Origin of the sequence: Paenibacillus sp. OK076 (assembly GCF_900110055.1) — a bacterium.
Lineage (GTDB): Bacteria > Bacillota > Bacilli > Paenibacillales > Paenibacillaceae > Paenibacillus.
Genome location: NZ_FOCH01000002.1, coordinates 202,221 through 227,203 on the forward strand (window position 1 = coordinate 202,221; position 24,983 = coordinate 227,203).

The 24,983-nt window shown below is 42.8% G+C and carries 17 protein-coding genes and 1 pseudogene; 9 read left to right on the forward strand and 9 right to left on the reverse strand.

Annotated features, from left to right (window positions below; all coding sequences use genetic code 11):
- Position 1: 1 nt before the first annotated feature.
- Together BMY78_RS19800 and BMY78_RS32610 are read right to left on the reverse strand one after the other, a co-directional pair.
- Positions 2-601: a hypothetical protein gene (locus tag BMY78_RS19800; RefSeq protein ID WP_090902907.1), complete on the reverse strand. Its 600-nt coding sequence runs from the start codon at positions 599-601 to the stop codon at positions 2-4.
- A 330-nt stretch (positions 602-931) separates the two neighbouring features.
- A pseudogene (locus tag BMY78_RS32610) lies at positions 932-1,075 on the reverse strand (IS5/IS1182 family transposase); the annotation flags it as partial.
- 146 nt (positions 1,076-1,221) lie between these two features.
- Between BMY78_RS32610 and BMY78_RS19805 the strand changes: the two are divergent.
- Complete coding sequence (locus BMY78_RS19805; RefSeq protein WP_090902909.1) at positions 1,222-1,803, forward strand: hypothetical protein; 582 nt, start codon at positions 1,222-1,224, stop codon at positions 1,801-1,803.
- A gap of 202 nt (positions 1,804-2,005) precedes the next feature.
- On the opposite strand, the gene BMY78_RS19810 is transcribed toward BMY78_RS19805, so the two are convergent.
- On the reverse strand, positions 2,006-2,923 hold the full coding sequence (locus tag BMY78_RS19810; protein WP_090902911.1) for a phosphatidate cytidylyltransferase: 918 nt from the start codon (positions 2,921-2,923) through the stop codon (positions 2,006-2,008).
- 96 nt (positions 2,924-3,019) lie between these two features.
- Between BMY78_RS19810 and BMY78_RS19815 the strand changes: the two genes are divergently transcribed.
- Positions 3,020-3,574 (forward strand): hypothetical protein, encoded by a 555-nt coding sequence (locus BMY78_RS19815; protein ID WP_090902913.1) that lies wholly within the window; start codon positions 3,020-3,022, stop codon positions 3,572-3,574.
- A 116-nt stretch (positions 3,575-3,690) separates the two neighbouring features.
- On the opposite strand, the gene BMY78_RS19820 is transcribed toward BMY78_RS19815, so the two are convergent.
- Positions 3,691-4,152 (reverse strand): VOC family protein, encoded by a 462-nt coding sequence (locus BMY78_RS19820; protein WP_090902915.1) that lies wholly within the window; start codon positions 4,150-4,152, stop codon positions 3,691-3,693.
- A 161-nt stretch (positions 4,153-4,313) separates the two neighbouring features.
- On the opposite strand from BMY78_RS19820, the gene BMY78_RS19825 reads away from it, so the two are divergent.
- Both BMY78_RS19825 and BMY78_RS19830 read left to right on the forward strand, forming a co-directional pair.
- The gene (locus tag BMY78_RS19825; protein WP_090902917.1) at positions 4,314-4,748 is read left to right on the forward strand and encodes an Lrp/AsnC family transcriptional regulator; all 435 of its coding nucleotides are present in this window, start codon (positions 4,314-4,316) and stop codon (positions 4,746-4,748) included.
- 182 nt (positions 4,749-4,930) lie between these two features.
- Entirely contained in the window at positions 4,931-6,079 is a 1,149-nt protein-coding gene (locus tag BMY78_RS19830) for a glycerate kinase (protein WP_090902919.1), read from the forward strand.
- A 91-nt stretch (positions 6,080-6,170) separates the two neighbouring features.
- On the opposite strand, the gene BMY78_RS19835 is transcribed toward BMY78_RS19830, so the two are convergent.
- Positions 6,171-6,563 carry a winged helix-turn-helix transcriptional regulator gene (locus tag BMY78_RS19835; protein ID WP_090902921.1) on the reverse strand — a complete coding sequence of 131 codons (393 nt, stop codon included), beginning with the start codon at positions 6,561-6,563 and terminating at the stop codon, positions 6,171-6,173.
- A gap of 235 nt (positions 6,564-6,798) precedes the next feature.
- Between BMY78_RS19835 and BMY78_RS19840 the strand changes: the two genes are divergently transcribed.
- Both BMY78_RS19840 and BMY78_RS19845 read left to right on the forward strand, forming a co-directional pair.
- Positions 6,799-7,542: an SDR family oxidoreductase gene (locus tag BMY78_RS19840; RefSeq protein ID WP_090902923.1), complete on the forward strand. Its 744-nt coding sequence runs from the start codon at positions 6,799-6,801 to the stop codon at positions 7,540-7,542.
- A gap of 268 nt (positions 7,543-7,810) precedes the next feature.
- The gene (locus BMY78_RS19845) at positions 7,811-11,428 is read left to right on the forward strand and encodes a DUF4073 domain-containing protein (protein WP_177185815.1); all 3,618 of its coding nucleotides are present in this window, start codon (positions 7,811-7,813) and stop codon (positions 11,426-11,428) included.
- Positions 11,429-11,756: 328 nt separating this feature from the next.
- Here the strand turns inward: BMY78_RS19845 and BMY78_RS19850 are convergent, their stop codons facing one another.
- From BMY78_RS19850 to BMY78_RS19865, 4 genes are all read right to left on the reverse strand, one after another.
- The gene (locus tag BMY78_RS19850) at positions 11,757-12,866 is read right to left on the reverse strand and encodes a response regulator (RefSeq protein ID WP_090902927.1); all 1,110 of its coding nucleotides are present in this window, start codon (positions 12,864-12,866) and stop codon (positions 11,757-11,759) included.
- A complete protein-coding gene (locus tag BMY78_RS19855) occupies positions 12,863-15,904 on the reverse strand; it encodes a sensor histidine kinase (protein ID WP_090902929.1) in 3,042 nt (1,013 codons plus the stop codon). Before BMY78_RS19855 ends, BMY78_RS19850 begins: the two co-directional genes overlap by 4 nt.
- 241 nt (positions 15,905-16,145) lie before the next feature.
- A complete protein-coding gene (locus BMY78_RS19860; RefSeq protein WP_090902931.1) occupies positions 16,146-20,540 on the reverse strand; it encodes an S-layer homology domain-containing protein in 4,395 nt (1,464 codons plus the stop codon).
- Positions 20,541-20,937: 397 nt separating this feature from the next.
- Positions 20,938-21,504 carry a GbsR/MarR family transcriptional regulator gene (locus BMY78_RS19865; RefSeq protein WP_090902932.1) on the reverse strand — a complete coding sequence of 189 codons (567 nt, stop codon included), beginning with the start codon at positions 21,502-21,504 and terminating at the stop codon, positions 20,938-20,940.
- Positions 21,505-21,704: 200 nt separating this feature from the next.
- Between BMY78_RS19865 and BMY78_RS19870 the strand changes: the two genes are divergently transcribed.
- The 3 genes from BMY78_RS19870 to BMY78_RS19880 are packed head-to-tail and all read left to right on the forward strand — an operon-like array spanning position 21,705 to position 24,908.
- Positions 21,705-22,580 (forward strand): carbohydrate ABC transporter permease, encoded by an 876-nt coding sequence (locus BMY78_RS19870; RefSeq protein ID WP_063565861.1) that lies wholly within the window; start codon positions 21,705-21,707, stop codon positions 22,578-22,580.
- Positions 22,580-23,494 carry a carbohydrate ABC transporter permease gene (locus BMY78_RS19875; protein WP_256222228.1) on the forward strand — a complete coding sequence of 305 codons (915 nt, stop codon included), beginning with the start codon at positions 22,580-22,582 and terminating at the stop codon, positions 23,492-23,494. The genes BMY78_RS19870 and BMY78_RS19875 overlap by 1 nt, the downstream gene beginning before the upstream one ends.
- 34 nt (positions 23,495-23,528) lie before the next feature.
- Entirely contained in the window at positions 23,529-24,908 is a 1,380-nt protein-coding gene (locus BMY78_RS19880) for an ABC transporter substrate-binding protein (RefSeq protein WP_090902934.1), read from the forward strand.
- Positions 24,909-24,983 lie beyond the last annotated feature (75 nt).

Genomic DNA, 24,983 nt, shown 5'->3' on the forward strand with positions numbered 1-24,983 from the left:
TTTAATCATTAATTTTTTTGAGCTCAAAAATAGTTGCCTCTGATAACAAGATAAGCCTATCGTTATTAACAGCTAAAAAGCTTAAACCTACAGGTATGCTCATTTTTGTAGAAGGGTCACTTATATCTATTGCCTTTACCTCATCATTTATATTTAAGTCTGGAATTTGAATTTTATACAATCTATAAAAAGAGGTAGAGTTATAGCATGTCGCTATATTCTGATATAATGGATTCTTCAGCTCATATTGATAATCACTATAGTTTTTTAGTCCTTTTGATGAAAAAAAGTCTTTTTCGATTACAATTTCATCCCCGATAAATTTTTGCCCTGTTGGATATTCAGAAGCATCATTATAAGAATTTGCAAACCCAAGGTGCTTCTTAACTTTCCAAGTTCCGTAAATAAATTTTTCAGTTTCACTATCCAATTTTACACGTCCTTGCGAACAATACTCGGAGGTGCTAGCTGGACTGGTAGACTCCTTTGCTTCAGGTTTTGGCTCACTAGATGCATTTGAACTTGAAGTCGTTTCAACCTTTCCACAAGCTGATGCTAACATCAGCATTATCATCATACAAGCCAATAATGTTTTTTTCATATCTCACACTCCTACTATAAAGTTATGTTTTCGCATGTTTACTCGCTTGATAACTGAGTTAATCCCCGTATGGATTAAAATCTCCTGTTCCATTGTTTTTTATATCACCATGTGCTAAAAGCTACTTCCATACAGCGAGTAATCCTTCACTGCTGTATAACAAATGGGGGATGCATTTTCTTTATTTTTCGATGTCGCTCATTTTTCAACAATTTATTCCCCTTTTATCTACCTAGCAGAAATTATATCAGAGCAATTTAAGTGATGAATGACATAAAATTAACATTATTTATGAATAAGGTTAACTTTATGTTATCTAGATCACAATATTAATTCGAAATGAAGTGGGTTTCCGAGCGCATCAACTACGGCATGAATTTTGGTGCTTAGTCCTCCCCGGGAACGTCCGATCGCTTGCTTTGCCCCTTTTGCGCCTGATCCATGCTGGTGAACACGCACAATCGATGAAATAATCGAGCTAACTTATAACTCATTTACATAATATGGAGCTTAATGTGAGACGATATGGTGTAGTAATTACTATAGAAGGTGCTGAATGGAAAGTTCTCTTTGGATGAATGCATCGTGCTTGTTACTTTAGATCAATGGAGGGAGTTCCAATGATGAAAAATAATAAAAATAAATCTATACTCTGGGTGTCTGCTCTATGTATTCTGCTGTTGACCAGTGCATGTGGGGCGAAAAACAACAACGAATCCGTACAGGAACACGCCTATCCACAATCAAAGCAGCCCATAGAGGAAGCGGGAAATAGTTCCATTCCCAATATTGAAGCCAAGAATAACAATAATCAGGCGAGCGAAAGTGGGAATGAAGGCAAGCCTACGGCCCAATCAAAATCCTCCGCTGATGCGGAAGGACAGGTCATGATCGTCATTGACCAGACGGATAAGCCGTCCGAGGGCAATAGCTTTGATTTTGCGATAAAACAAATTCCTGAGGGCTATGCTTTATCCGAGATGCGCTGGACGTCCAACACGGTAACGATTGTGAATTCCTACAAAGAAGCGATCGAGCATGGCGCAAATGGAAAAGAAGGGTTTTATATCAGTGGTGACGGGCAATTCTCCGGATTTATCTATTCGGATGAGATGAAGGGTGAACGCGGCAAGGCGACGTTTGTGTTTACCAATGAAGAGGGGAAAGAAGTGACCTCGGAGAAGGAAATTAAATTAAAATAATCAGGCAAGTCATAGCCTTGTGCGGTGCATTCTGTTGATTCAAAAATGGAAAATGAAATAGGCACAATATACATGCGCCTTCATTTCTCCCATAAATGCGTAAAAGCAGCCGTAAAGGCTGCTTTTTATTGATGACGCGAGCTCTCACTTTGTTCTATCCACTGAGTGTTTCCGCACCCCGTATCTGTAATGGATACTCCGTCTACATGAAGTCGAAGAAATAACGCACCACGTGGAACATGACCGGAGAGGTGTACGTCAGGCTGTCGACCCGGCTCAGGTAGCTTTTTTTCAACGCATCGAACTTATTGTCATCCCCGATTAACAAATCACGCTTCAGAACAGAAACCGTCAGACTTCCGAAGAACCCAGCCAGAGCGATTAACACACCGATGAAAAGCGCGAAACGTGCATCAAACGGAGTCAGGTAAGGGTGAATGAAATAAGAGGCAGCGGTGGTTACAACGAATGCACAGGCGAACCCTTCCCATGTCAAAAAAGGATTGGCCGTGGGCACCACTTTGCGTTTGCCCAGATAGAGCGAGGCCAGATAATGCACCACATCATTCAGCTGGGTTAACACGACCAGGAACAGGACCAGCTTTGAGCCATATTCCGGTGTTGCGAACGGGAAGTAGGCCAGATGACTAAGTCCAAATACCATCAGCATCAATCCCCATTGCGTCGAGCTCACACTGCGCAGGAAACCAACCGTTCCCTTATTAATCAGACGTGGCAGGGGCAGCACCAGGAAGACATATAGTGGAATAAACACAATAAACATCCCATACCATCCAATATAGATCCAGTAGAACTGTACCGGAATCGCCAGATACGCCCATAGAAACAACCTGCGATCCGCTTTGCGGGTACTGCGGATCATGGAGAAGTACTCTTTCAGCGCGAAAAAGGTAAGTACCATGAGGGAGATCAGGGAGACAATCGGATTGAAGAGAGTGGCGAGGCAGAAAATGACCAACATGCCCCACCAGGTTTTGATTTTGTTGCCAATGCCCGAATAATCCTTGTCCGGCTGAAGCTTCGTAATGATTTTGTACACGATATGTATGACCAGTAAAGCAATAAAAATCAGTGTTAAGGTAAAGAGTGAACTGCTCAAGTACAATCACCTGCTTATCCAGAAGTAAGATTCCAATATAGGGTACCTATGTTATTATGAAGGAATAGTGCCAACTTGATAAGGGGAAATTTAGTTATGACAGAACCACGCTCCATCTATATCCTGCTTACGAATACGGGAACATTGTTTACCAAAGTCATTCAGAGTTACACCAGAGCACCATACAATCACGCCTCCATCTCATATGACCGAGAATTATCCGAGCTGTATAGCTTTGGTCGCAAGCATCCTAGCAATCCGCTGAACGGCGGGTTCGTGAAGGAAGATATTCAGACAGGTACATACAGTAAGTATCCAAATACCACATGTGTGATTTATGAGCTTCAGGTGACGGAGCGTGAAGTGGAAAAAATGAAACGGGTGCTGCACATCTTCATCCGCAGCCGCCAGAAATATATGTACAATCTGCTTGGTGTGATTGGTATTACGTTGAAGGAGCCAGTCGAGTTCAGCAACTCCTACTTTTGCTCGCAATTTGTTGCCGAGATTCTACAACGTTCAGGCATCAAGCTGTGGAACAAGCTGCCTGCGCTGGTGACCCCGGATGATTTTCGCCAAAGTGAACAACTGCAGCTGGTATATGAAGGGAAGTTACGAGAGTATAAACCGGGAATTGAAGAGGGGGAATGAGGGCAAGGAGTATGTCATATGCTAATATGCTCGCTTTCCTATCGCTCAAAAAACATAGTATAAAACAGCCTGCCGCCACGGATTTGCGGGCAACAGGCTGTTCGGCTTGTGTAACGCTAGATCGATGGTGTGGATGAACGATCAAAATCAACCTCTTCGAGGAATTCAATGACTTCACCATTCGGACTGTGCACAATCGCATTTCGAACTTGAAGCGGAAGTTCACCAAGTGAGATCCAATCGGGTTGAACATAAGGTTTAGCACCATGAGCAAGCGCTTGCTCGTAGATCTTTTCCACATTATCTACGTAAAAGGCGAAATGCAGCAATGCCCCATGTTTAACTGCTTCGGGAGAGTCTGCTGGTTCGCCTTCGGCCGCGATTACGGCTCCGGGGTCAAACAGTTCAATGCAGGTCCGTTGATCCGGTGAGATCAGCATACATGCCTCGGTAATTTGGAAGGCCGGCAGACTCCAAGAGTGACCAACTTTAAATCCTAATACATCGGTATAGAATGAGAGGGTATCCTCATAATTACGTGCTTGAATAGCTACGTGAGCAAGTCCATTTACACTCATGCTCGTCACTCCTTCTTCAGATTGTTTTCTAAAGTATAAAGGGAACGCTGCATTGGAACCATGCGATATCAAAGGATATAATGGAGTAAGAGTTGTAATTTATGAGCTCTTTTAACCCAAAAAACTTATTAAATTAGCCTGATTCTCGGGAGGGACTATAAATGGGTTATGTTATAGATGAGATCGACCAGCAGATTATGCGCTTGCTGCAGCACCATGCACGCATGCCGATTGTACAGATTAGCAAAGAGGTGAATATGTCCCAACCTTCGGTCAAGGAGAGAATTCTCAAACTGGAGGAAAATGGGGTCATATCGGGCTATTCAACCATCTATAATCTGGCCAAACTAAATCGTGGAACAACGACTTTTATTTTGCTTAAGACAGAGCATTGTGAGGAATTCGTTCACTTCTGTGAACAGGCTGTTGAGGTCACGGATTTATATCGGATTAGCGGTGAGTACAACTATCTGATCAAGGTACAGACGGCAACCATTGAAGAGCTTGCTGAGTTCCAGGACTCGCTTGTGAAGCTTGGTCCATCCAAATCCCATATTAGTATGAAAAGTATAATGGAACACCGTGTGCTTCTCTAGGAAGCAGCAAAGCACGATAGTGTAACGGTGGCAGGATATTCGGTCCTGCCACTATTCATTGTGCATATGCACAATGAATTTCGTCAGTTCATCAATATTTATTTGGCTCACCAGCAACTATAATGAAAGCGTGTTCAACAAGTACGATCTATCCTTTAATAACACGGATGGGGTGGGAGAAGATGAGAGAGACGACATTTGTACTGGCACCGGATTCATTTAAAGAGAGCATGACAGCGAAAGAAGTATGTGTGGCGATGGAAAAAGGATTGCGTAAAATCTACCCAGCCGCCAACTATGTTCATGTACCGATGGCTGACGGAGGCGAAGGGACCGTGCAGTCGCTGGTGGATGCTTCTGGCGGTGTAATTCACCAGAGAGAGGTAAGCGGGCCACTGGGACAGCCTGTACTAGCGCAATATGGCATTCTGGGCGATGGGTTAACCGCGGCGATTGAGATGGCATCAGCGAGCGGCATTCATCTGGTGACCAAGGAAACGCGGAACCCACTTCGCACGTCAACCTATGGCACGGGAGAGCTGATTCGGGTGTGTCTGGATCAGGGTATTCGCAAAATCATTATCGGAATCGGTGGTAGTGCGACCAACGATGGCGGTACAGGCATGGCCGAAGCGCTTGGCGCAACGTTTCTGGATGCGCACGGACAGCCACTTGCACGCGGAGGCGGCGCGCTTGACCAATTGGCGCATATCGATGTGTCCGGCTTGGATGAGCGATTGCAGGATGTGGAGCTCATTGTCGCCTGTGACGTAACTAATCCGTTATGCGGAGATCATGGCGCTTCACGGGTGTTTGGGCCGCAGAAGGGGGCTACACTGGAGATGGTGCAGGTGCTGGATGCGAATCTTTCCCATTATGCGGATGTGGTGAAGCAGCAGCTGCACAAGGATATACGTGATGTGCCGGGTGCAGGTGCGGCAGGTGGTTTGGGCGCAGGGCTTTTGATTTTTACACAGGCTGTGTTGCGTAAAGGAATTGAAATTGTCATTGAATACACTGGATTGCGTGACAAGTTGGTACATGCGGATGTGGTGTTTACGGGCGAAGGCGGCATTGATTTTCAAACGAAATTTGGCAAGACCCCTTACGGTGTAGCGCGGGCTGCCAAGGAAGCAGGCAAGCCGGTTATCGCCATTGCAGGTTACGTTGGTGAGGGGATAGATACGTTGTACACTGAAGGCATTGACGCGGTGTTCGGTATTGTGCCGGGTGCGGCTGATCTGGAGCGACTTCTGCGTGAGGGCCCGGAGAATGTGGAGCGTACAACCGAGAATATTGCGAGAGTGCTGAAATTGGGTCTGATTTCTTAACATTCTGTGGTTCGGTTATGCGGGGTAGCCTGTTCATAACAGATGGCAATACTGGCGTCCTGTCTGATAACAGAGAGGAAGGCATGAGTTTTTATTCAGTTTTCGCTTCGTTATGTGATTCCCCGACTAATTTCTCCGCAGTAAATATTTGCTTGGTTCCGTTCAAGTATTCCAGATGTGCCTTGCCCCAGCCGCACATGCCATCCAACAGTGTACCAATCGTCTGCCCGTGTTCGGACAGGCTGTACTCGACCTTCGGTGGAACATCGCCATAGAGAGTGCGCACAATAATCTGATCGTGTTCCAGCTCGCGAAGTTGTTTCGTTAACGTGCCCTGCGCTACATCGGGAATCATGCGTCTTAGTTCACCAAATCGCTTCGTGCCTTCCTTCAATAAAATAAACAGAATAAGCGGTTTCCATTTTCCATTAATGGCTTCCAACGTAATGAGTACACCTTGTAACCGTGGTTCCTGTAAATCCATAGTATTCACCTCGATTTAAATAACGATATGTAACTCCATCATACCTGATTTTTTCGCGTTCCGCTTGTTTGTCTATGTGAATTGGGCAGGAATAACTGTGTCATCTGGTTCCCATAGTACGAATTTTCGTACCTGGTACGATCCAATTGCGTACTGTTCAGGGCTAATCTTTTCAATAATAATGAACAAATGCTAGAAAAACGAAAGATCCAGCTATACGAGGGGAAGATGCAGAATGAGTCCATTTACATTGGAAAATAAACGTGTCGTGATTATAGGAGGAAGCTCTGGGATTGGGTTGGCAACGGCAATTCAGGCTGCTGAAGCTGGTGCACATGTAGTTATCGCAGGTCGATCGGAGATCAGGCTGGAAGAAGCGAGGGAACAGATTGCTCAGATCGCAGGCAAAGCCAAGACTGGTGCGGTGTCCATCGAAGTTTATATGTTGGACAATCAGGATGAACAGCAAATCGAACAATTTTTCAATCAGGTTGGCGAGTTCGATCATTTGTTCACCCCTGGAGCTGCATACACCCGTGGCCCGTTAATTTCAGATCGGGAGACGGCCGAAAGCTGCTTCAAGGGCAAGTTCTGGCCTCAATATTTTGCTGCCAAATACGCAGCTCCATATCTATCAGCTTCGGGTTCGATCACATTAATGTCGGGCGGATTTAGCCAACGCCCACTGGAGGGCGGTGCCTCTTACGCTGCGTGTAACGGAGCAATTGAAAGTCTGGGCAAAGCACTTGCAGTGGAGCTTGCGCCTGTTCGCGTGAATGTCGTATCCCCCGGAACCATCTGGCGTGAGGGACAGGAGGGTACACCTCGCGGCGAACATTTCAAAGACTATGAGAAACTGTCTGTGCTCAAACGTGTGGGCTACAATGAGGAGATCGCACATACGGTTACGTATCTCATGACAAATACATTTACGACAGGAAGCACATTGTTTGTGGATGGCGGATATACGATGATTTGATGCGTCTACTTGTTTTTTGTGCGAGGAGCGGTTGAAGGGTTGCGGAGAACGTGAAACTTATCTTAAATTTTGTGCAATGTAGGTCTCTATAATTACTTGCAGCAGTAAAAATGGTGAATAATGACGAAAAATATTTGAAATCCGGCCTGTTTTTCACCTACAGGCCGGATTTTTTTCCGTTTATTGGAGCGGATGTTCAGAATCCGTTCAGAACTGTGTACTACAATAGGCCTATATTTAGATAAGCGAGATGAAGGAGGAAAGCTATATGCAGTACAGGAAAATAATTAGCATGTTGCTCATATTGGTGTTGGTAGCTCCATGGTTGGCAGCACCAGCAGGAAAGGTAAATGCAGGGGCATCGTATCCGGTACCAGGGAATAATGGTCTATTAACGATAAAGTATGTGGACGAGAACTCAATAGAACTTCAGTGGGAGTATGCACGATCCGAATCTTCTACCCCACCTGATGTAAATTACCAGGTTTACATATCTAATGCTCCTGATCTTACAGACATGCAACAAATTAGCGGAACATCAGGACATTCCTACGGTGATCCTATTAATGGTTCAGAATCTACAACTGGTACATATTCAAAAATAATTACAAATCTAATCGAAGGCGATACGTACTATTTCAATGTCGTTGTTAAAGATCGATATTTGGCAGCTGCATATCAAATGCAATCCATTGAATTCACTGTGCAGTTGAGTGCACTGGATCAGTATAATGAGCTCAAAAAGAAAGCAGACCGGGGTAACAGCAATGATTTTATCCAAGAAGCTATCTTGCTGCTTAGTAACAAGCAATTCATTGAAACGCCTGATTTTGAATCTTTGCCTGCAGAAGATCAGGAGGCTATTGCAGAATACTTATTAGATATCGAGGCGCCAACAAGCAAAGGATATGAGAACAAGGAGCAAGTTGAGTTCTTTGTGCAATTAGCTCTGACAGCTCTTGAAGTGACTCGCCAAATCGATGGACCGAATGCAGTAGTTGCACTTAATGACCTGTATAATAAGCAAGCAGAAAGAATAAATCATTTTGATTTTCCGAGTGCTGAAGCTAATTTCTATCAACTTATTGCTGCATATCGCTCTGCTTCCGAGGTAGATAAACGCACAACGGCTTATCTATACGAACTTAAACTCAAAACAACATCTTCCATTTCAAGTGTTTTGAGGTATATAGACACATTTGTGGAAGAAACACCTTTCATTAATCGTGCAAACACGACTGAGGAAATGGTAACGTCACTGGATAAATTGAATAAAATTCATGAGAATATTCTGACTTATAACGAAGCGAATCCAGGAAATTCGATAACGAGCTTCGCTTTGGATACAAGAAAAATGGATAACCTGACGCAAGAACAGAAGGAGCAGTTGGCTGATCAAATGCTTACTGAGAGACCGATTGGTGGATATACCAGCTTTGAAGCCATTCAGAACGCGTTTAATCAATTTTTCCCTGGAAATGAAGCTGATGCATTGGCTGCTGTAAATACTGCAAGGGTCGACAAAAATATAGACGCTATGCGTCTGGCTATGGAGAACCAGGAATTAGGTATTGATTTCCCCAATGAATATGGTTCTTTATCTAAGCAGGTCAAAGATTATGTGGCTGGGTTCCTGATTGATAATATCAAGAAGAACTATGAAAGTAAGGAACAGGTTCAATATATGATTGAACTTGCTGTACAAGCTCAGTTGATCTGGGAGCAGAGAGGGTTGGGCGTACTTCAGGACAAGCTGGACCTATTTGCGCAGAAACTGTCTGAAGGACCCGATCATTTTAAAGACCCTGAGACAGATATGCTTCGTCTTGTTGGAAATCATCATCTACAATTAAGCGAAGTAAACAAACCAATTTTCGCTTTTAAGTACCTGCATTTATTGGGATTGGAACGCATTGCAAAACAGGCTCAAGTAGAGATTGCAGATCCGCGCTTTCTGCTGGCACTGCTATCAATGCCTTTCGAACCTATCGAGAATGCCACGACTATAGATCAGATGAATCAATGGCTTGAGACAACCATGAATGAACAGTTTAATGGACACAACTTCTTTGACCAATACAAATTCAATCTTACAGGTGAACTTGATTTGTCCAAAAGAGCTGAACTTAGCCCGGAAGGCAAAAAAGAACTGGCCGAATGGGTGCTTAATGAACAAGACCGCTACGAGGATGTTGGGAATCTACAATATGTGATCAACCGATTCTTTACGGCCCCGAATGTAACGGGAAATGACATCAACAACACCATAATTGGCTTGGATGACACGATGGAGATTTCTCTTAACGGCAAACTGACCTGGATTGATGTTGCCTCTATGCAGAAATTTGATTTTAGCGGTGACAAAACGGTATGGGTTCGTCACAAAGCCATCAGTGACTTATTGCCAGGACGCGCGGTGAAGATTGTCTTCACGGCAAATGGCGATAGCAATAACGGAAATGGTAGTGGTAGTGGTAATGGTAATGGTTCAACACCTAACTCGGGTGGAAGCACAGGTGGTGGAACGTCCACAACTGCACCGGTAACCTCCATACCTACGCCAACAACCAAGCAGGAACAGATCGTCGTTGATGTGAACGGGGTTAATGGAACAAACCTGACCAAAACGCCAATTACACGTACAACCGAGGCCGACGGCACGATCAAGGACCTCGTGAAAATGTCTGAGGCGATTGCCAAGGAATCGGTGGAAAAAGCGAAGCAATTAAACATGAACACGGCACGCATTGTCATCCCTGACGCCAAAGATGCTGTGTCCGAGACACGCATTGAACTGCCAAAAGCAGCGGTGAAACAGCTGAATGATGGTGGGCTTAACCTTGAGATTTCCACAGAGAACGCTATTATCTCGGTTCCAACGAATTCAATTGCCGGATTCGACCAGGATCTGTACTTCCGCGTTGTTCCGTTGAAGAAGGAATCCGAGCGCAAAGAAGTGGAAGAACGTGCGAAGAAAGAGCAGTTGATTCAACAGATTACTCCAAATTCAAACGTGAAAGTACTGGCTCGTCCCGTTGAAATCGAAACAAATATGCAAAGCCATGAAGTAACACTGACATTGCCGCTGCGCGACAGTCTGCCAACTGACCCTGCTGCCCGCCAGCAAGCTTTGGACAACCTGGCTGTGTACATTGAACACAGTGACGGTACGAAAGAGTTGATTCAAGGCAAACGGGTGAATCTCAGCGATTCCAGTGAAGGCATCGAGTTTACAGTTAACCAATTCAGCACGTTCACGCTCGTTGTGGTGGATGGACTGAAAGCTTCTCAAGGCTCGCACAGCCCGTATATCAACGGATTTGGTGCGGATTTCCGTCCGGATGCATTCGTAACCCGTGCGCAAATGGCAGCAATGCTGGCTCGTAATCTGTCTGATGAAGTGGGAACCGCATCTGCGAACGTTGTAAACTATGACGATGTATCTGCAACTCATTGGGCAGCAAGCGATATTGAAAAAGCGCAATCCGCAGGCATTATGAACGGTATGAAGGCCACTCAATTTGCGCCAGAGGGTTCAATTACCCGTGCACAAATGGCGACCATTGCATACCGCTGGATACAGAAACAAAGCGCAGACGCAACAAGCAGCACAACACAAGCAACAGGTGGTGCTGGATTTACAGATGTGTCCGCTGACCTTTGGGCTTCTGATGCAATTGCCTACGTACAATCGGCTGGCCTGATGACCGGATATAACGATGGTACATTTAAACCGGACAGCCAACTGACTCGTGCTGAAGCCGTGAAAGTGCTAAATGTACTGTTCAAACGGACGCCGGCAGCAGGCGTAACTACGCCAACTTTTACAGACGTACCTGCAACACACTGGGCTTATGCAGACATTGAGGCTGCGGCACAGAAATAAGATAACCATATCTATAACAAAAGGGGAGCCCCAACCATGAAGACATAGCGGGGCTCCCCTTTTACTCGTCTATAGCCAGAACAAGTTTTGTGGATGCAGCATTGCTCACTGAGCTGCTTTTTTTAGTTTAACGAACTTTCGAGTGGAGAAGATGTGAATCTGGACTCACTCATCATTTGGATCGTGGAGCTCAGCATGCTTCCAAAGAGTGCCGTAGCAAACTCAGAGTGTATGGTATGAAAGCGGGTATGAGCAGGCTGGGAATCTGTTATGACAATGCCTGTATTGAAGCTTTTCACATCATCGTTATCTTGGTCTTTACTTTAATTTATACATTGACCAAATATTCATTATATCTTCTATGAATCCTTTCGGGAACAGAGAGACCAATTTCAGCTAGTTTTGCTTGTATAGTTTCAAAGAATTTTAAACAATCTTGTTTTTTGTTTTGTTCAATTAAGAATTCCAACAATAAAAACATATATTGCTCATTGAATTCATCCAATTGTAGCATCATTTGTAAAGAATTGAATTTTAATAAGGAATTAACTGAGTTTGTGCTAGTGACATATTGTTCAAGTGCATGCAGTACACCTTGCTTTAACCGGAGTCTTATTTGAACAGCCCATAAATAATCTTCCTCTACTAAATAATCTCCCTCATAGCAATTCATTAACTGTTGAATAGATTTTTCATCATGTTTTTCCCGTTCGAGCAATTGAATGAGCTCCTCATAATCACTTTCAATTTCAGCATTTAGTTGGTAGTGATTATTCACTAATTGAATCGGGTCTTGTATTCCCTTTTCTTTTAAAAGCTTTCTCAATTGATAAATGGAGGTATGTAAATTACTTGAGGCCTTTTCAAAGTCCAAATTTATCCATAGCTCTTCTGAGATGATGGCATTTGACATTGGTCTTTTTTGATTAAATAATAAGAATAAAAAAAGTTCGCGTACTTTCCTTGTACGCCATTTTACTACCTCTTGCTGAGGATCAAGCAGATAAAAACTGCCTAAAGTATGAGCGTAGAACAGGCTTTTTTTATTCATAGGGGGCACCTTAACTTGTAATTGCGATTTTTTCTGTGCTTTTGTTAGCGCTTTAATCAAGCGCTTTTCATGTACGGGCTTTAATAAATAATCGGTAGCCTCTACTTCAAAAGCATCCACTGCAAATTGCGAATGTGCTGTCACAAAAATGATTTGTAAGGAGGGGTGTTTTTGTAACATTTGTCTAGCTATTTGCATACCGTGCACATCGATCATTTCGATATCCAGGAATACAAGTTCAATGGCCTCTTTCTCCAGAAAACCAAGGGCATCTACTGCATTTGTAAATGTCCCTTGGATTGAAACCTGGAATTGCGTTAGCCGTTTAATCATAATACTTAATACATCGATTGCCATTTTTTCATCATCAACAATAATTATGTTCATGCTCCACCACCCTCTGGTAATAAAACGACAATAGTTGTTCCCTTTCCTTCCTCGCTGTATAGACGTAAACTTGCATTTTTCATTAATTTGAATTTCTTTAATGGATTCATAAAACCAATACGTGTGCTTTCTTCATTAATCAGCTTCTGAAGTTTTTCCTCAGGAATACCTACACCATTATCATAGATTTTAATTCGGACAAATTGGCCTTCCCGTTGAATACTTACCTCAATTGTACCGCCTTCTTGTTTCTTAGAGATCCCATGGAAAACAGCATTTTCAACTAATGGCTGAATGGAGAGTGCTGGAATCATAAATTGAATGGACTCGTCAATATCATATTTAATATTTAAACGATCACCAAAACGCATCTTTTCAATATATAAGTATGCCTTGACAAGCTCTACCTCTTCTTCGACAGAGACAAAGCTATTTCGGTAATGGACATTGAGTTTGGCACGGAAGTAGGTTGCAAGACAGTAGAGTGCTTCTCGTGTGTTGTTCATATCCGTATAGCTTAAACCAATAATTGTATTCAGCGTGTTGTAGACAAAATGCGGTGTGACCTGTGAATACAAATAATTCAGTTCTACTTCAATTGCATCAATTGAAGATTGACGGATGGCTAACAGAGATTCAATACGAATAAATAGTTTATCCATTAAAATAGGTTTTTGTAAGTAATCATTTGCACCAACTTGTAAAGATAACACTAAATCAGAATGCTTCATGATTGCTGTTAAGATAATAATCGGTAGTTCCAACATATCATATTGTTTTCGTACTTGCTTACACAGCTCATAACCTGACATTCCATTCATCATTAAATCGATTAACATACAATCTACCTGATTCGTCTTAATATAGTCTACTGCATCGAAACCATTATCTACTGCAATTACAGTATATCCCTTAAGTCGTAACGCCTCGGCTAAAACTTGTATATTGACATGGTTATCGTCCACCACAAGTATCTTTTTATTATTTCCTTTATACATGAGTGGCAATTGAAGCTGTAATTCTTTGGTTCTATGCCCGGTAGATGATTGCTCAATGCTCATATGCTCTCCATTAGCAAGTGGCATTGTAAATGTAAATGTAGTACCTTCTCTTACCGTACTTGTAACATAAATCTCGCCTGTTAACTTTTCGACAATGTTTTTAGTGATACTTAATCCCAAACCGAGCCCTTCTTTTTTATGATTATTTCCTTGATAAAAGGCATCAAAGATACGGTCTATATCTGGTGCCGGAATACCACAGCCTGTATCTCTTACTTGGATGACCATCTGATGTTGATGGACATAGGCTTTCACAATGATTTCTCCAACTTCTGTATATTTAATGGCATTGTGCAGCAAGTTGTATAGAACCTGCTTAAAACGTAATTCGTCTGTGTACATATTCGGTAAATTCGAACCAACCTCTGCATCAATACTTACTAGGTGATTCATTGGCATCACACTACGAATTTCTAACACAACTTCCGTAATAACAGAGGGTGAAACACTAGAAGGGGCAACCCTTACTTCTCCTGTCATTTGATTCGAAGAGAACAACAAATCCTCTACTAAATGTCCTAAACGCTGAGTCACACTATGAATTAAAATGACTTGCTCCTGTTGAGTCCGTTTTAGAGGGCCTTGAGCTCCTTCCATTAAGGACTTTGATAAATTTAAAATACCGTTAAGGGGTGTCCGTAATTCATGAGAAGTTTTCAGTAAAAATATATCCTTCATTTGATTATGTGTGAGCAATTCCTCTGATAAGGCCTGGATTTTTAAAATAGTCTGGTTTGCACGGGAATTTAATAACGAAGCAAATCCGAATAATATTAGTAAAAATAATGCGAATTCTGTGTAATCTATGGGAACGCCCATTATAAAGTTAAAAGTCAGTAAAATGGTATAACAACTAATAGCCGAAATCACGATTAGAACATAACGAACGCCTTCAAGGTGATGTAACATTACTTTAATAAGAGTCCATAGATTATAGAATATGACTGGAGCCGTAACACAGATATATGCCATTTTTCTAAGGAACAACTCCAAATCTGAAGAAGCTCTGTGATTTTGGGTAATTGGGTTATAAATACCATAAAAAATAATTACAACCCCAAGTAAAATCATAAACATATATATTGTTTTTCTTCTTTGTACTTGCGGGTACATGGAATGAATAAACAGCGTTAAAGTTAGTAGCGCTATCGGAATAATACTGAGCTGTAGACGCAATTGATTGAAGGGGGAGATATCGGGAAATAACAGGAAAAACACTTTTTGATTAATAAATGACATATACAGTCCCAATGAAATGGTAAAAAGACCAAAAAATAATTCTTCTTTGCGTTTACGATTCTGTAAAAATGTAAAGATATAAATGATTCCGAACAACACATGCCCAATAGATACTAATGCGTCTAGAAATACTTTCCAACGATATTGGTGCTGGATGACTTCCATCGTACCAAATTCAATAGGATAGACAATACCAGCCTGTGGGGAATTATAGTTGGTTACATGGATAACAATATTCAGTTCTTTATTTTCGCTACGAGCAAAAACTGTATATTTATCATCATTCTCGGACCCATATTCACTTAAAACTGTGCTTGTCTTCCCCTTTGCTCCTACCTCTACATCATTTATAAACACACGATTCGCTTGACGAATAGTCCGTATAAACAAACCGTAGAACCCCTCCGTTGGTACATGTACCTTGACATAATAGGTCCCAACTGAAATTCCCTCTTTGTTGGGCTCTACATACTCTCTCCAGTTAAATGGCACATCAAGTGTGATTCGTTTATTCTGATCGTTATTGATCTGTTCCAAAGAAGGAATTAAAACATTTGGATAAAAATACCAATTACCTTCCAGCTTAACCGGTCTTTGTAATTGCTCAGTGGATATCTTTACCGTTCCATCTTGTACAATTTTGGAATGGTTACTGGTAATATAATGCCAATTGCCAAGTGAAAAGACACTAACAAACAGCATGATAATACTCAAAATGATTAGGATATTCCTTTTCACTATCATGCCTCCATATATGAGTGAATTCTTATGTATGTTTACATCATAGGGTTAATGTTTTTTTCAATCAACTCCTTTTGGAATGTTATCATACTGCGCTTGAACAAAATCTGAACAACGGATCAGGGTCCTAAAACATGTATTCATATCAAAAACACCCAGTCAAGGTTAAGATCCTAGACTGGGTGTTTCCTTTAGCTACATTTCTTAGCTACAGATATTACTTTTGCAGCACTTACACCTATCGGATGGTTAATTCCACCACGTCTTCATCCTTAGTATTATGGGCAGCATCTTCTAGGTTATTAACCTTTACAGTTACTGTACCAGCCGCTGTAATATCAGCTTGTAATGTTACTGTCAACGTTTTCTTATCTTCCGACCAAACTCCCGATCCCGGATCGATCTCTTGGTCACCGATAGATAGTAGACTGAAAGTTACGGGTTCACTAAATGTCAGCTCAACACTTTCACCCATACTAGCTTTTCCATCAACATTATGATCTACTAATGCTGCTGATGTAAGGGTTGGAACTTTACTTTCCTTAATAGTGACAGGGAAAACTTTCGTTTTCTTCATCCCATTGTGTGTAAATGTAGCTGTTAATGTCACCAGATCATCTGCATCGTCATTGCTGCTTCTAGTAACCGTTCCATCAGCATGGACTGTTGCACCATCAACTGTATCTGCAGTCCATTCGACTAGAACACCATCTACATCTGTTGGTAAATTTAAAGCCTCTGTTACTCCCTGTAAGGTTGGATTACTGGCTTTAATTAAGTTTTCATCCATTTTTGCCCGTGCCTCATCAAGTACTGCCAAGTCATCAGGATTATGCTCATACGCATCTTTAGTTTTTCCAGCACCAGCAGCATCTAAATCAAATATAGTAGTATCTGAAATATTTAAATTTCCATAGTTGACGTTATTTCCAATCCCAAATCCATTAGCGGCTGGAGCCGTGATAACAATTTCACTAGCACCACTCGTTGTTAAACTAGAGCCCTCTCCCAGGTAAATCCCATATACGGTACCAGGGAAAGTACTTGTTTTCACATTTATTGTACTATCAGTGATATTTACAGTAGCACCTTTGGAAGTCTGAATACCATTGGCACCTCCGTTTGCACCATTTGATGAGATTGTAGAATTAATAATGTCTATTGAAGCACCTTCTACATCAGCTCGTACTCCAATTGCATAATAAGAACTATTGTCAGAATTCGTAAAATGAACTGAAATAGTTGTATCTTTTATTTCTAGTTTTGCATTAGCATTTTTTAATAGAATCCCTGAAGCTCCATAACCACCACCTGCTGGAAAATCCACCGTTACATGATCAAGTATAACGTCCGCAGATCCACTTATATAAACTGGTCCACGTTCACCATCTTGTGCTGTTCCTAAATAGCTACCTTTAACTGTTAGATTTTTCAGTAAAACTTCACTTGGAGAAGCTGTGACCGCCACTCCAGCCGTAAATTCCAATTTATTCTGACCATCAATAATAACAGGGTTTGCTAAAGCTACTTTAGGAACTGAAATAGGATTTGTTACGGTATCATCCACTGTTATTGTTTTTACCAAACCATCTCTCACATAGTTATGATTAACACTATTTACGACTTCCGTACTGTCTTTTACACGTAAAACAGTCGAAGTGGTAACCTTAAGAGTTTCCCCGTCTGCAAAAGCGACTTTTTGCGAATTACCGCTTTTTGTAACAGTTACAGACTTGAGTGAAAATGAACCTGATGCGATGGAACCTTGAGCGATATCTTCATCTGTGTATGAGATTTCCAAGCCTTCAACTGGTTCCCCATTCTGTGAGAAAGTCATTGAATTTTGTATTTTCCCAGCTGCTTCACTGACAACTGCGCCATTCTCCCAAATAAAGTCGCCTGTTAAATCATTTTGAACAATTTCATGAGCAAATGGAACATGCTGTAATTTGACCGAATTGGTTATACTTTGACCACCATTTGCATCTTTTACTGAGCCTTCCACTAGGGAAATATCAGAGCCAACTTTAAAAACATTAGCGCTGGTAATGTCTCCACCGATGGTCATGGTGAGGCTTGTCCCATCCTGAGACCAAACCGCTTTGATTGGATATTGATCAGTACCCATCCCAAAAACGAAATCTTTCCCAAAAAGATGCTCATCAATACTGTGATCCTCTGTGTTCCCGCTATATCGAACGGGTTCACTAAATTTAAATGTAATTGTATCTCCTGGTGAAGAATCTCCGTCTTTATCGATATCATTTAAAATGGCACTCACTAGGTAAGGCTTTTTCGATTCTAACACTGTAGTTTCGATGGAAGTCTCCTTGATTGCATTTCCATTCGTTGCTGTAACCTTTAACAAAAGTTGATCATTCTCATTATCCGCATCATCTTGCATTACGTTTCCTGTTGAAAGATCAATGCTTGCGTTATGGTCGCCCACTTTTGTAGCTGAATCCCATTTAAAGCTTGTACCATTCGGTCCCACTGTAACTAAATCAAGCGGAGTGGACACCTGCTCTAAGCTTGGGTTTTCTTTTTTAATAAGTGAAGGGAGCAATGCCGTATCGACTACTAACTTTAATTCATTCTCTGTTAAAGGCTTCCCTTTTTCAGCAATCGCTTTTTTCACTGCGGTTGTTACATCTGTGATATTTTCTGGAGTAACACCTTTAATATCAATACCTTCAAATAGTTTTACTAAATCATCTGCACCGGGTGCTGGTGTTGCATTGATTTTATCTTGCATTACCTCTACAGGGCGTTTAATCGTATGTGTCATTTTACCACTAGCATCCACTGTTACGATAATTTGTGCTTCCTTTAAGGAAGGTGCATCTTCTTTAATCGAAATAGTAGCTGTACCCGGACCTTTGGATGTGATGACGATCTCTCCATCCTTTAAGGTAGCGGTTGCGACCGTTCCATTACTTGATGTAACTGTTGTACCAATCATGCCTACAGCAAGTGGATCTTCGTTGTCTGTATCTTCAATATTATTGGCTTTTAAAGTTTGTGAAACAAATGGATTCGGTGTGCCCCCATTGTTTCCACCGTCTGTTGATCCGCCACCATTAGATCCGCCTCCACTCGAAGGCGCAGTCGGTGTTGTTGGAGTTATCGGGGGGGTAGAGCGTTCTACCTGCGCGGTATTCGTCACATTTTTTATTGCTGAAGATATACCTCCCGGGTATTTTACAGCTTCCTCAGGCTTTATATTTACTGGCTTAATTAAAGTATCAATTGTAGTGTCTTTTGGGACAATCAGTTGACTTCCGTATTGTTTCGTTTCTACTGTCGACAGTTGGGCTTTGTTTTCAAGCGTTACTTTTATTGGCGTTTCAATTGTTAAATGGTTTGTTTCAAGCTGTCCTTTGACGACTACGTTCAGATTCCCATTAAAATGGATTGAATTAATTTTACCGGCAACTTCGATACCCGATACATTATTACCAACCTTAATAGATGGTGTAGCATTGTTCGTGACAATTTCAGTGTTGTCACGATTCACAACAATTTCATCTACTGTTGTGTTCGTAAGCTTAATAACTGATTTCTGCTCACGCTTTGCTTCCCCTTCAATGATCAAGTTTCCGTTTAATGCAAGCCCATTTAATTCAATTTGCTTTTGGTCACCTTTTTTAACCGTAATATCACCAGTAATATTAGCATTTGCCAGCTTAATATAATCGCCTGCAATGGTTATATTGGCTTCGACAGTACCTCCAGCCAAATCCAATGTTAGCGGGTTATCAATAGTTCCTCCATTGGTCAATTCCAGGTTACGAATACCGATAATTTTTGTGCCAATTTTGATAAAATCTAAATTTGCCTCATTCAACGCTGCTAAATTTTTTGAATGAAGTAATGGCTGGAGCTCTTTTTTGATGTAAAATACCTGACCACCCATAGTCATTTTATTGCCGCTAATTTCAGAAATAATTTTCTCATCTGGTTGGCGGTTATCACGATAATCTGTTGTTTTCTCGGATCTTATTGTAAATGCTGCCATATCTCCGCGAGTTAGTGTCGAAATTCCACCATATTTTAGGGCGGATTGTCCGGTTGTAATACCTAGATCATATAAGGTTTGAATATATGGAGCGGCCCAATTATTTTTTAATTGTGTATCCGTAAATGGTAAATTAATTTCTTTGGCGGGTTCTAGACCATAGCCATTGACAATAATTTTTGCCATTTGATTTCGTGTAATAGGTGAGTTCGGTTTAAATGTCCCATCCTGAAAGCCATCGATAACACCTGCTTCTTTTAATGCTTCTATGTACGGGTATGCCCAGTCACTCGTTGAAACATCCTTAAACGTAGGATTAAAAGATTTGGTAACATTTAAGCCTAGATTGAGTGCCAGAATTTTTGAGGCTTCTGCTCGTGTTAACAATCCTCCTGGTTTGAATGAACCATCTTTATAACCACTAACAAAACCACGCTCAAATAATTCATTCACATATTCATAATAATCCGAAGCAGCTTTGATATCTGTAAACGTTTCCCCATTCTCACTCGCTTTTATATAGTCCGGTGCCACAACGGTAAGTGCGCTTGTTGCAATCGTTGTAGCAAGTGCTACTTTAAAAAATTTGTCATATAATACGGTGTTTTTATTCATCCTACTACTTCCTCCTCGTGATTTAATTTCAGTTTGATAGATATGTCCTTAATTTAACGAAGTGCATCTGAACAAAATCTGAACAAAATTAAGACGCGATGGCGGATGGAGGCAGAGGATCGGTGCATCGCTTGTGGATGCTTCCGGGGAGGGGGGCGTTCATAAAGAAGTGAGAGGTACCCTTGGTTAGTCCGTTACTGGACTGTATGGCATTTTGGCGACGGCACAACGGTGGCGATCGAGATGGCACGTATACATTTTGATCTAACGAAACACCCGAGAATCCACGAGTGGTAACAAAGAAGAGGCCATCCCTGGGGTTGGCCTTTTGCTGGTTTTTTCGTAAGAAGCTTGTTTCATTAAGATCGTTATACTGGAGATTCTTCGCAACGCTGCATCAATCACTTTCATGCGGAGCGTCTTTGTAAAAAACACCTTCCCGCAGTTGATCTACAAATCCCTGCAACCACTCATAATACTGCTCGGCATGCTGAAGTTTATGCAAATCGCGCAAAGCATCTTCCCGTTCCTCCGGTGGAGTTGTTCTGGCGAGAATAATTTCCGATAACTGCGGAATGACCTCCCGAAGGCTTTCCTGCATCACGTCGATTTCCCGCTGAAGCTTGGCCCCGAAGAAGTTCTGAAACGTACGGAAAAAGTTTGTTTCGGCCAGATACTGATCCTGCCGTTCCCGCTTTTCCTCCAATTTATAGATCATCTGAGATTCGGTAAGCGAACGTACAGCATAACTCATATTACTTTTGCTCATGTTCATGGACGTTTTCATCTCTTCCAGTGTCATGGGGCGATCCTCAAAATACATAATGCCATACAGTTGGCCAAATGAATGATTGACTCCGTACAGATCCATGGTATTGGCAATGGCGTCAATGACTTTTTCCCTCAGCTCGGGCCGATAGGACAACGACGAATGGTTCTGGTCCTCGGCAGCTTCTTTTCCCACAATCTCACCTCTAGTATATGGATGGGACTCCCTGTTTCCTTTTCATATTTTACATGACCTCGCGTTATTTTAACATAACCCGGAATTAGTTTTTTCAAATGTATTATACAATCATTTTTGTACAGAAGAGATTAAAGGGAGTTTGAAAGCATGATTTTTAGAAAAATTAAATAAAATTTGGACGATTAGGAGTGTGCAAATTGCGTGTGAAACTATGGAGGGAGACAGAAGCGGTTCTCTTCACCCTTCCTGCCCTTATCCCATTACTCATTTTCTGGCTGGGGCCTTTGGGATACATTGTATATCTGAGTTTTACGGATTGGGACTTTATGAGTCCTGACAAATTATTCGTCGGTTTGGATAACTACAGCTATCTGCTAACCAATTCTGAATTCTATCGTTCATTAAAAGTTACGCTGTTGTTCGGTCTTGGAAGTGTAGTGCCTACGATAGTGGGCGGATTGGCGCTGGCCATGCTCATGAACAGCAAGATTAAGTCCTCCGGCCTGTTCCGGACGCTGCTATTCTCCCCTTGGGTGACCCCGACTGTCGCAGTCTCCATTGCGTGGTCATGGATTTTCGAACCTGAAGTGGGGCTGGCCAACCTGCTGCTTGGCTGGGTCGGCATATCCCCGATCGGCTGGCTGAAAGATCAGAACTGGGCACTGGTAGCTGTGCTCATCGTCACGCTGTGGAAATCGATTGGCTGGTCCATGGTATTTTACCTGGTTGCTTTGCGTAATCTGCCATCCGATCTGCTTGAAGCCGCATCGATTGATGGGGCAGGCAGCTGGGACAAGTTCAGAAGCATTACACTGCCGTTGATTTCACCCACCACGTTCTTCCTGTCCATCATCCTGACGATCCAGTCGCTTCAGGCTTATGACCAGATCAACGTGATGACGCAAGGGGGACCGGCGGGATCAACAAGAACACTGCTTTACATGTATTATCAATCTGCATTTGAGTCCTTCAATGTGGGCGAGGCTTCTTCCATCGCCGTCGTTATTATTCTGATCTGCGTTCTGCTGTCAGGAGTATCTTTCCTGCTCGGCCGACGCCTGGTGCACTACTGATGAACATGACCACTCTAAGCAACCAAACAAGAAAAGATAATCGTCGTGAGGAAGTGCAGAAACAGAAGGTCCCTCGTGCAGGAAAAGGATTTGCTACCGCACTCCGCTATCTGCTGCTTGCGCTGGTGAGTCTGACAATGGCATTTCCGTTCTACTGGATGGTCATTAGCGGGTTCAAAACGAATGACGAGATCTGGCAGTTCCCGCCAACCTTCTGGCCCGAAACGTTCCGTTGGAATAATTATGTGGATGCCTGGCAAGCTGCTCCGTTTGCCCGTTACATTCTGAACAGTACAGGGGTAGCGGCGGCGATCTGTCTGATCCAGGTCATTAACTCCAGCATGATGGCCTATGCACTTACCCATATGCGTTTTCGTATAAAAGGGGTACTCACCGGATTGATCCTGGTGGGCTACATGATACCGAGTACCGCCGTGTATTTGCCCAGTTATTTGGTGCTCAGCGAACTCAAATTACTGGATTCCTATACCGGACTGATTGTGTCCAACTGTGTCAGTGTGTTCTCCATCTTCCTGATCCGTCAGGCGTTCATGCAGGTGTCGCACGAACTGGTAGAAGCCGGACAATTGGATGGAGCGTCGCACTTCCGCATTCTGTGGACCATTATGACACCGCTGGTTCGTTCATCGTTTGCCGTGATGGTGTTGATTACATTCATTGACCAGTACAACAACTATTTCTGGCCGATGCTCATTACCAAAGACCCGAATCTGCAGCTGGTATCCGCAGGTCTGCGCAGCTTTTTCGTGGAGGGTGGAGCCTACGGTCTGGCATGGCCCCAGATCATGGCTGCCAGTGCCTTTACCATCGCACCGCTGCTTATCCTTTTCCTGTTTACCCAGAAAACGATCATGCAAAGTGTGAATATTACTGCCGGCGTGAACAAGAACTGATTTTCACAACATACTTTATATAGGAGGAATCAAAATGAAACTGGGTCAAGCGAGTATGAAATGGCGGAACAAATTAAAGCTCAGGTGGAGAGGGGGCATGTCGCTGGTACTGGCTGCAAGTTTCGCCCTGATCACCGCATGTGGTTCCTCAGCCGATAGCGGCACAGGGAAGGGTTCAGATGCAGCTGCTGCGAATGGAGCGGATTCTGCATCAAGTAGTCCGGTCGAGATTGAGTTCTGGTATGGTCTGGGTGGTAACCTGGGAGATAACATGAAGAAGACGATTGACGCCTTCAATGCATCCCAGAGCGACGTTGTTGTCAAAGGGATTGTACAAGCCGATTACACGGAGACGGAACAAAAACTGCAGGCAGCTATTGCCTCGAAAAAAGTACCCGCCGCTGTACTAAGCTCCAATATCGACTGGGCGCGCAAAGGGTACTATGCACCACTGGACGAGCTGATCGCTGCCGATCAGAGCTTTAACAAGGAAGATTACGTTCAGACCTTCCTGGAGCAGGGAAAAGTAGACGGCAAGCAGTATTTCTTACCAATGTACGGAACAACTCAGATCATGTATTACCGTATGGATGCGCTCAAAAAGAATAATATCGATCCTGCCACTCTGACGACGTGGGAGGCACTTGCTGAAGCGGCAGCGAAGATGAGCAAGCAGGAGAATGGCAAGACAACCTTCTATGGCTGGGAGCCGATGTGGGGTAGCGATAACATGATTGACGCCGTGCTGGGTAAAGGCGGGAAGATTCTGAGTGATGACGGCAAGACCGTAACGATCGATTCACCGGAATGGGTAGAGACGTGGGAACTGTTCCGCAAGTGGATTAATGAGGACAAGACCATGGGGATTCACTTTGGCGGACAAGGCTGGGAGTACTGGTACAAAACCATTGATGACGTGATGAAAAATAAAGCAGCCGGATACACAGGTTCCAGCGGTGACCAAGGAGATCTGGATTTCAGCATCGTTGCAGCCATGGAACAACCGGGCTGGGAAGGTGTAGGCCAAGGCAAACCTGTAGCGAGTGCAATCATGGCAGGTATACCGGCAGAAGCAAGTCCGGAACAGCAGCAAGCAGCTTATAAATGGTTGACGTATTTCTCGGAAACAGCGAATACAGCCGCGTGGTCCATGAACACAGGTTATATTGCAGTTCGTCAATCTGCTCAAGAAGATCCTGCTTTCAAAACGTTCAGTGAAGAGAATCCGCAAATTAAGGTTCCATTGCAGCAGGCTTCCCATGCTTCGGCTCCGTTTCAGGACCCGACCGGAGGCAAAATCAATGCTGCGCTGAAGGATGCAGCAGATCAGGTTCAGATTAATAACATTCCAGCCGCACAAGCGCTGAAAGAAGCCAAAGAAAAGGCTCAAAAAGAATTGGATCGCGTGAAATAACAAGGGAAACAAGCTTAACTTGGAGGAGCGGTGCAGTCATGTACCGCTTTTCTGACTTCTTAATTTAGCAGACAA

Coding starts and splice junctions, on each gene's coding strand:
- BMY78_RS19800 (WP_090902907.1), bottom strand. CDS start 601: ATGAAAAAAACATTATTGGCTTGTATGATGATAATGCTGATGTTAGCA.
- BMY78_RS19805 (WP_090902909.1), top strand. CDS start 1,222: ATGATGAAAAATAATAAAAATAAATCTATACTCTGGGTGTCTGCTCTA.
- BMY78_RS19815 (WP_090902913.1), top strand. CDS start 3,020: ATGACAGAACCACGCTCCATCTATATCCTGCTTACGAATACGGGAACA.
- BMY78_RS19820 (WP_090902915.1), bottom strand. CDS start 4,152: ATGAGTGTAAATGGACTTGCTCACGTAGCTATTCAAGCACGTAATTAT.
- BMY78_RS19825 (WP_090902917.1), top strand. CDS start 4,314: ATGGGTTATGTTATAGATGAGATCGACCAGCAGATTATGCGCTTGCTG.
- BMY78_RS19830 (WP_090902919.1), top strand. CDS start 4,931: ATGAGAGAGACGACATTTGTACTGGCACCGGATTCATTTAAAGAGAGC.
- BMY78_RS19835 (WP_090902921.1), bottom strand. CDS start 6,563: ATGGATTTACAGGAACCACGGTTACAAGGTGTACTCATTACGTTGGAA.
- BMY78_RS19840 (WP_090902923.1), top strand. CDS start 6,799: ATGAGTCCATTTACATTGGAAAATAAACGTGTCGTGATTATAGGAGGA.
- BMY78_RS19845 (WP_177185815.1), top strand. CDS start 7,811: ATGCAGTACAGGAAAATAATTAGCATGTTGCTCATATTGGTGTTGGTA.
- BMY78_RS19850 (WP_090902927.1), bottom strand. CDS start 12,866: ATGAACATAATTATTGTTGATGATGAAAAAATGGCAATCGATGTATTA.
- BMY78_RS19860 (WP_090902931.1), bottom strand. CDS start 20,540: ATGAATAAAAACACCGTATTATATGACAAATTTTTTAAAGTAGCACTT.
- BMY78_RS19875 (WP_256222228.1), top strand. CDS start 22,580: ATGAACATGACCACTCTAAGCAACCAAACAAGAAAAGATAATCGTCGT.
- BMY78_RS19880 (WP_090902934.1), top strand. CDS start 23,529: ATGAAACTGGGTCAAGCGAGTATGAAATGGCGGAACAAATTAAAGCTC.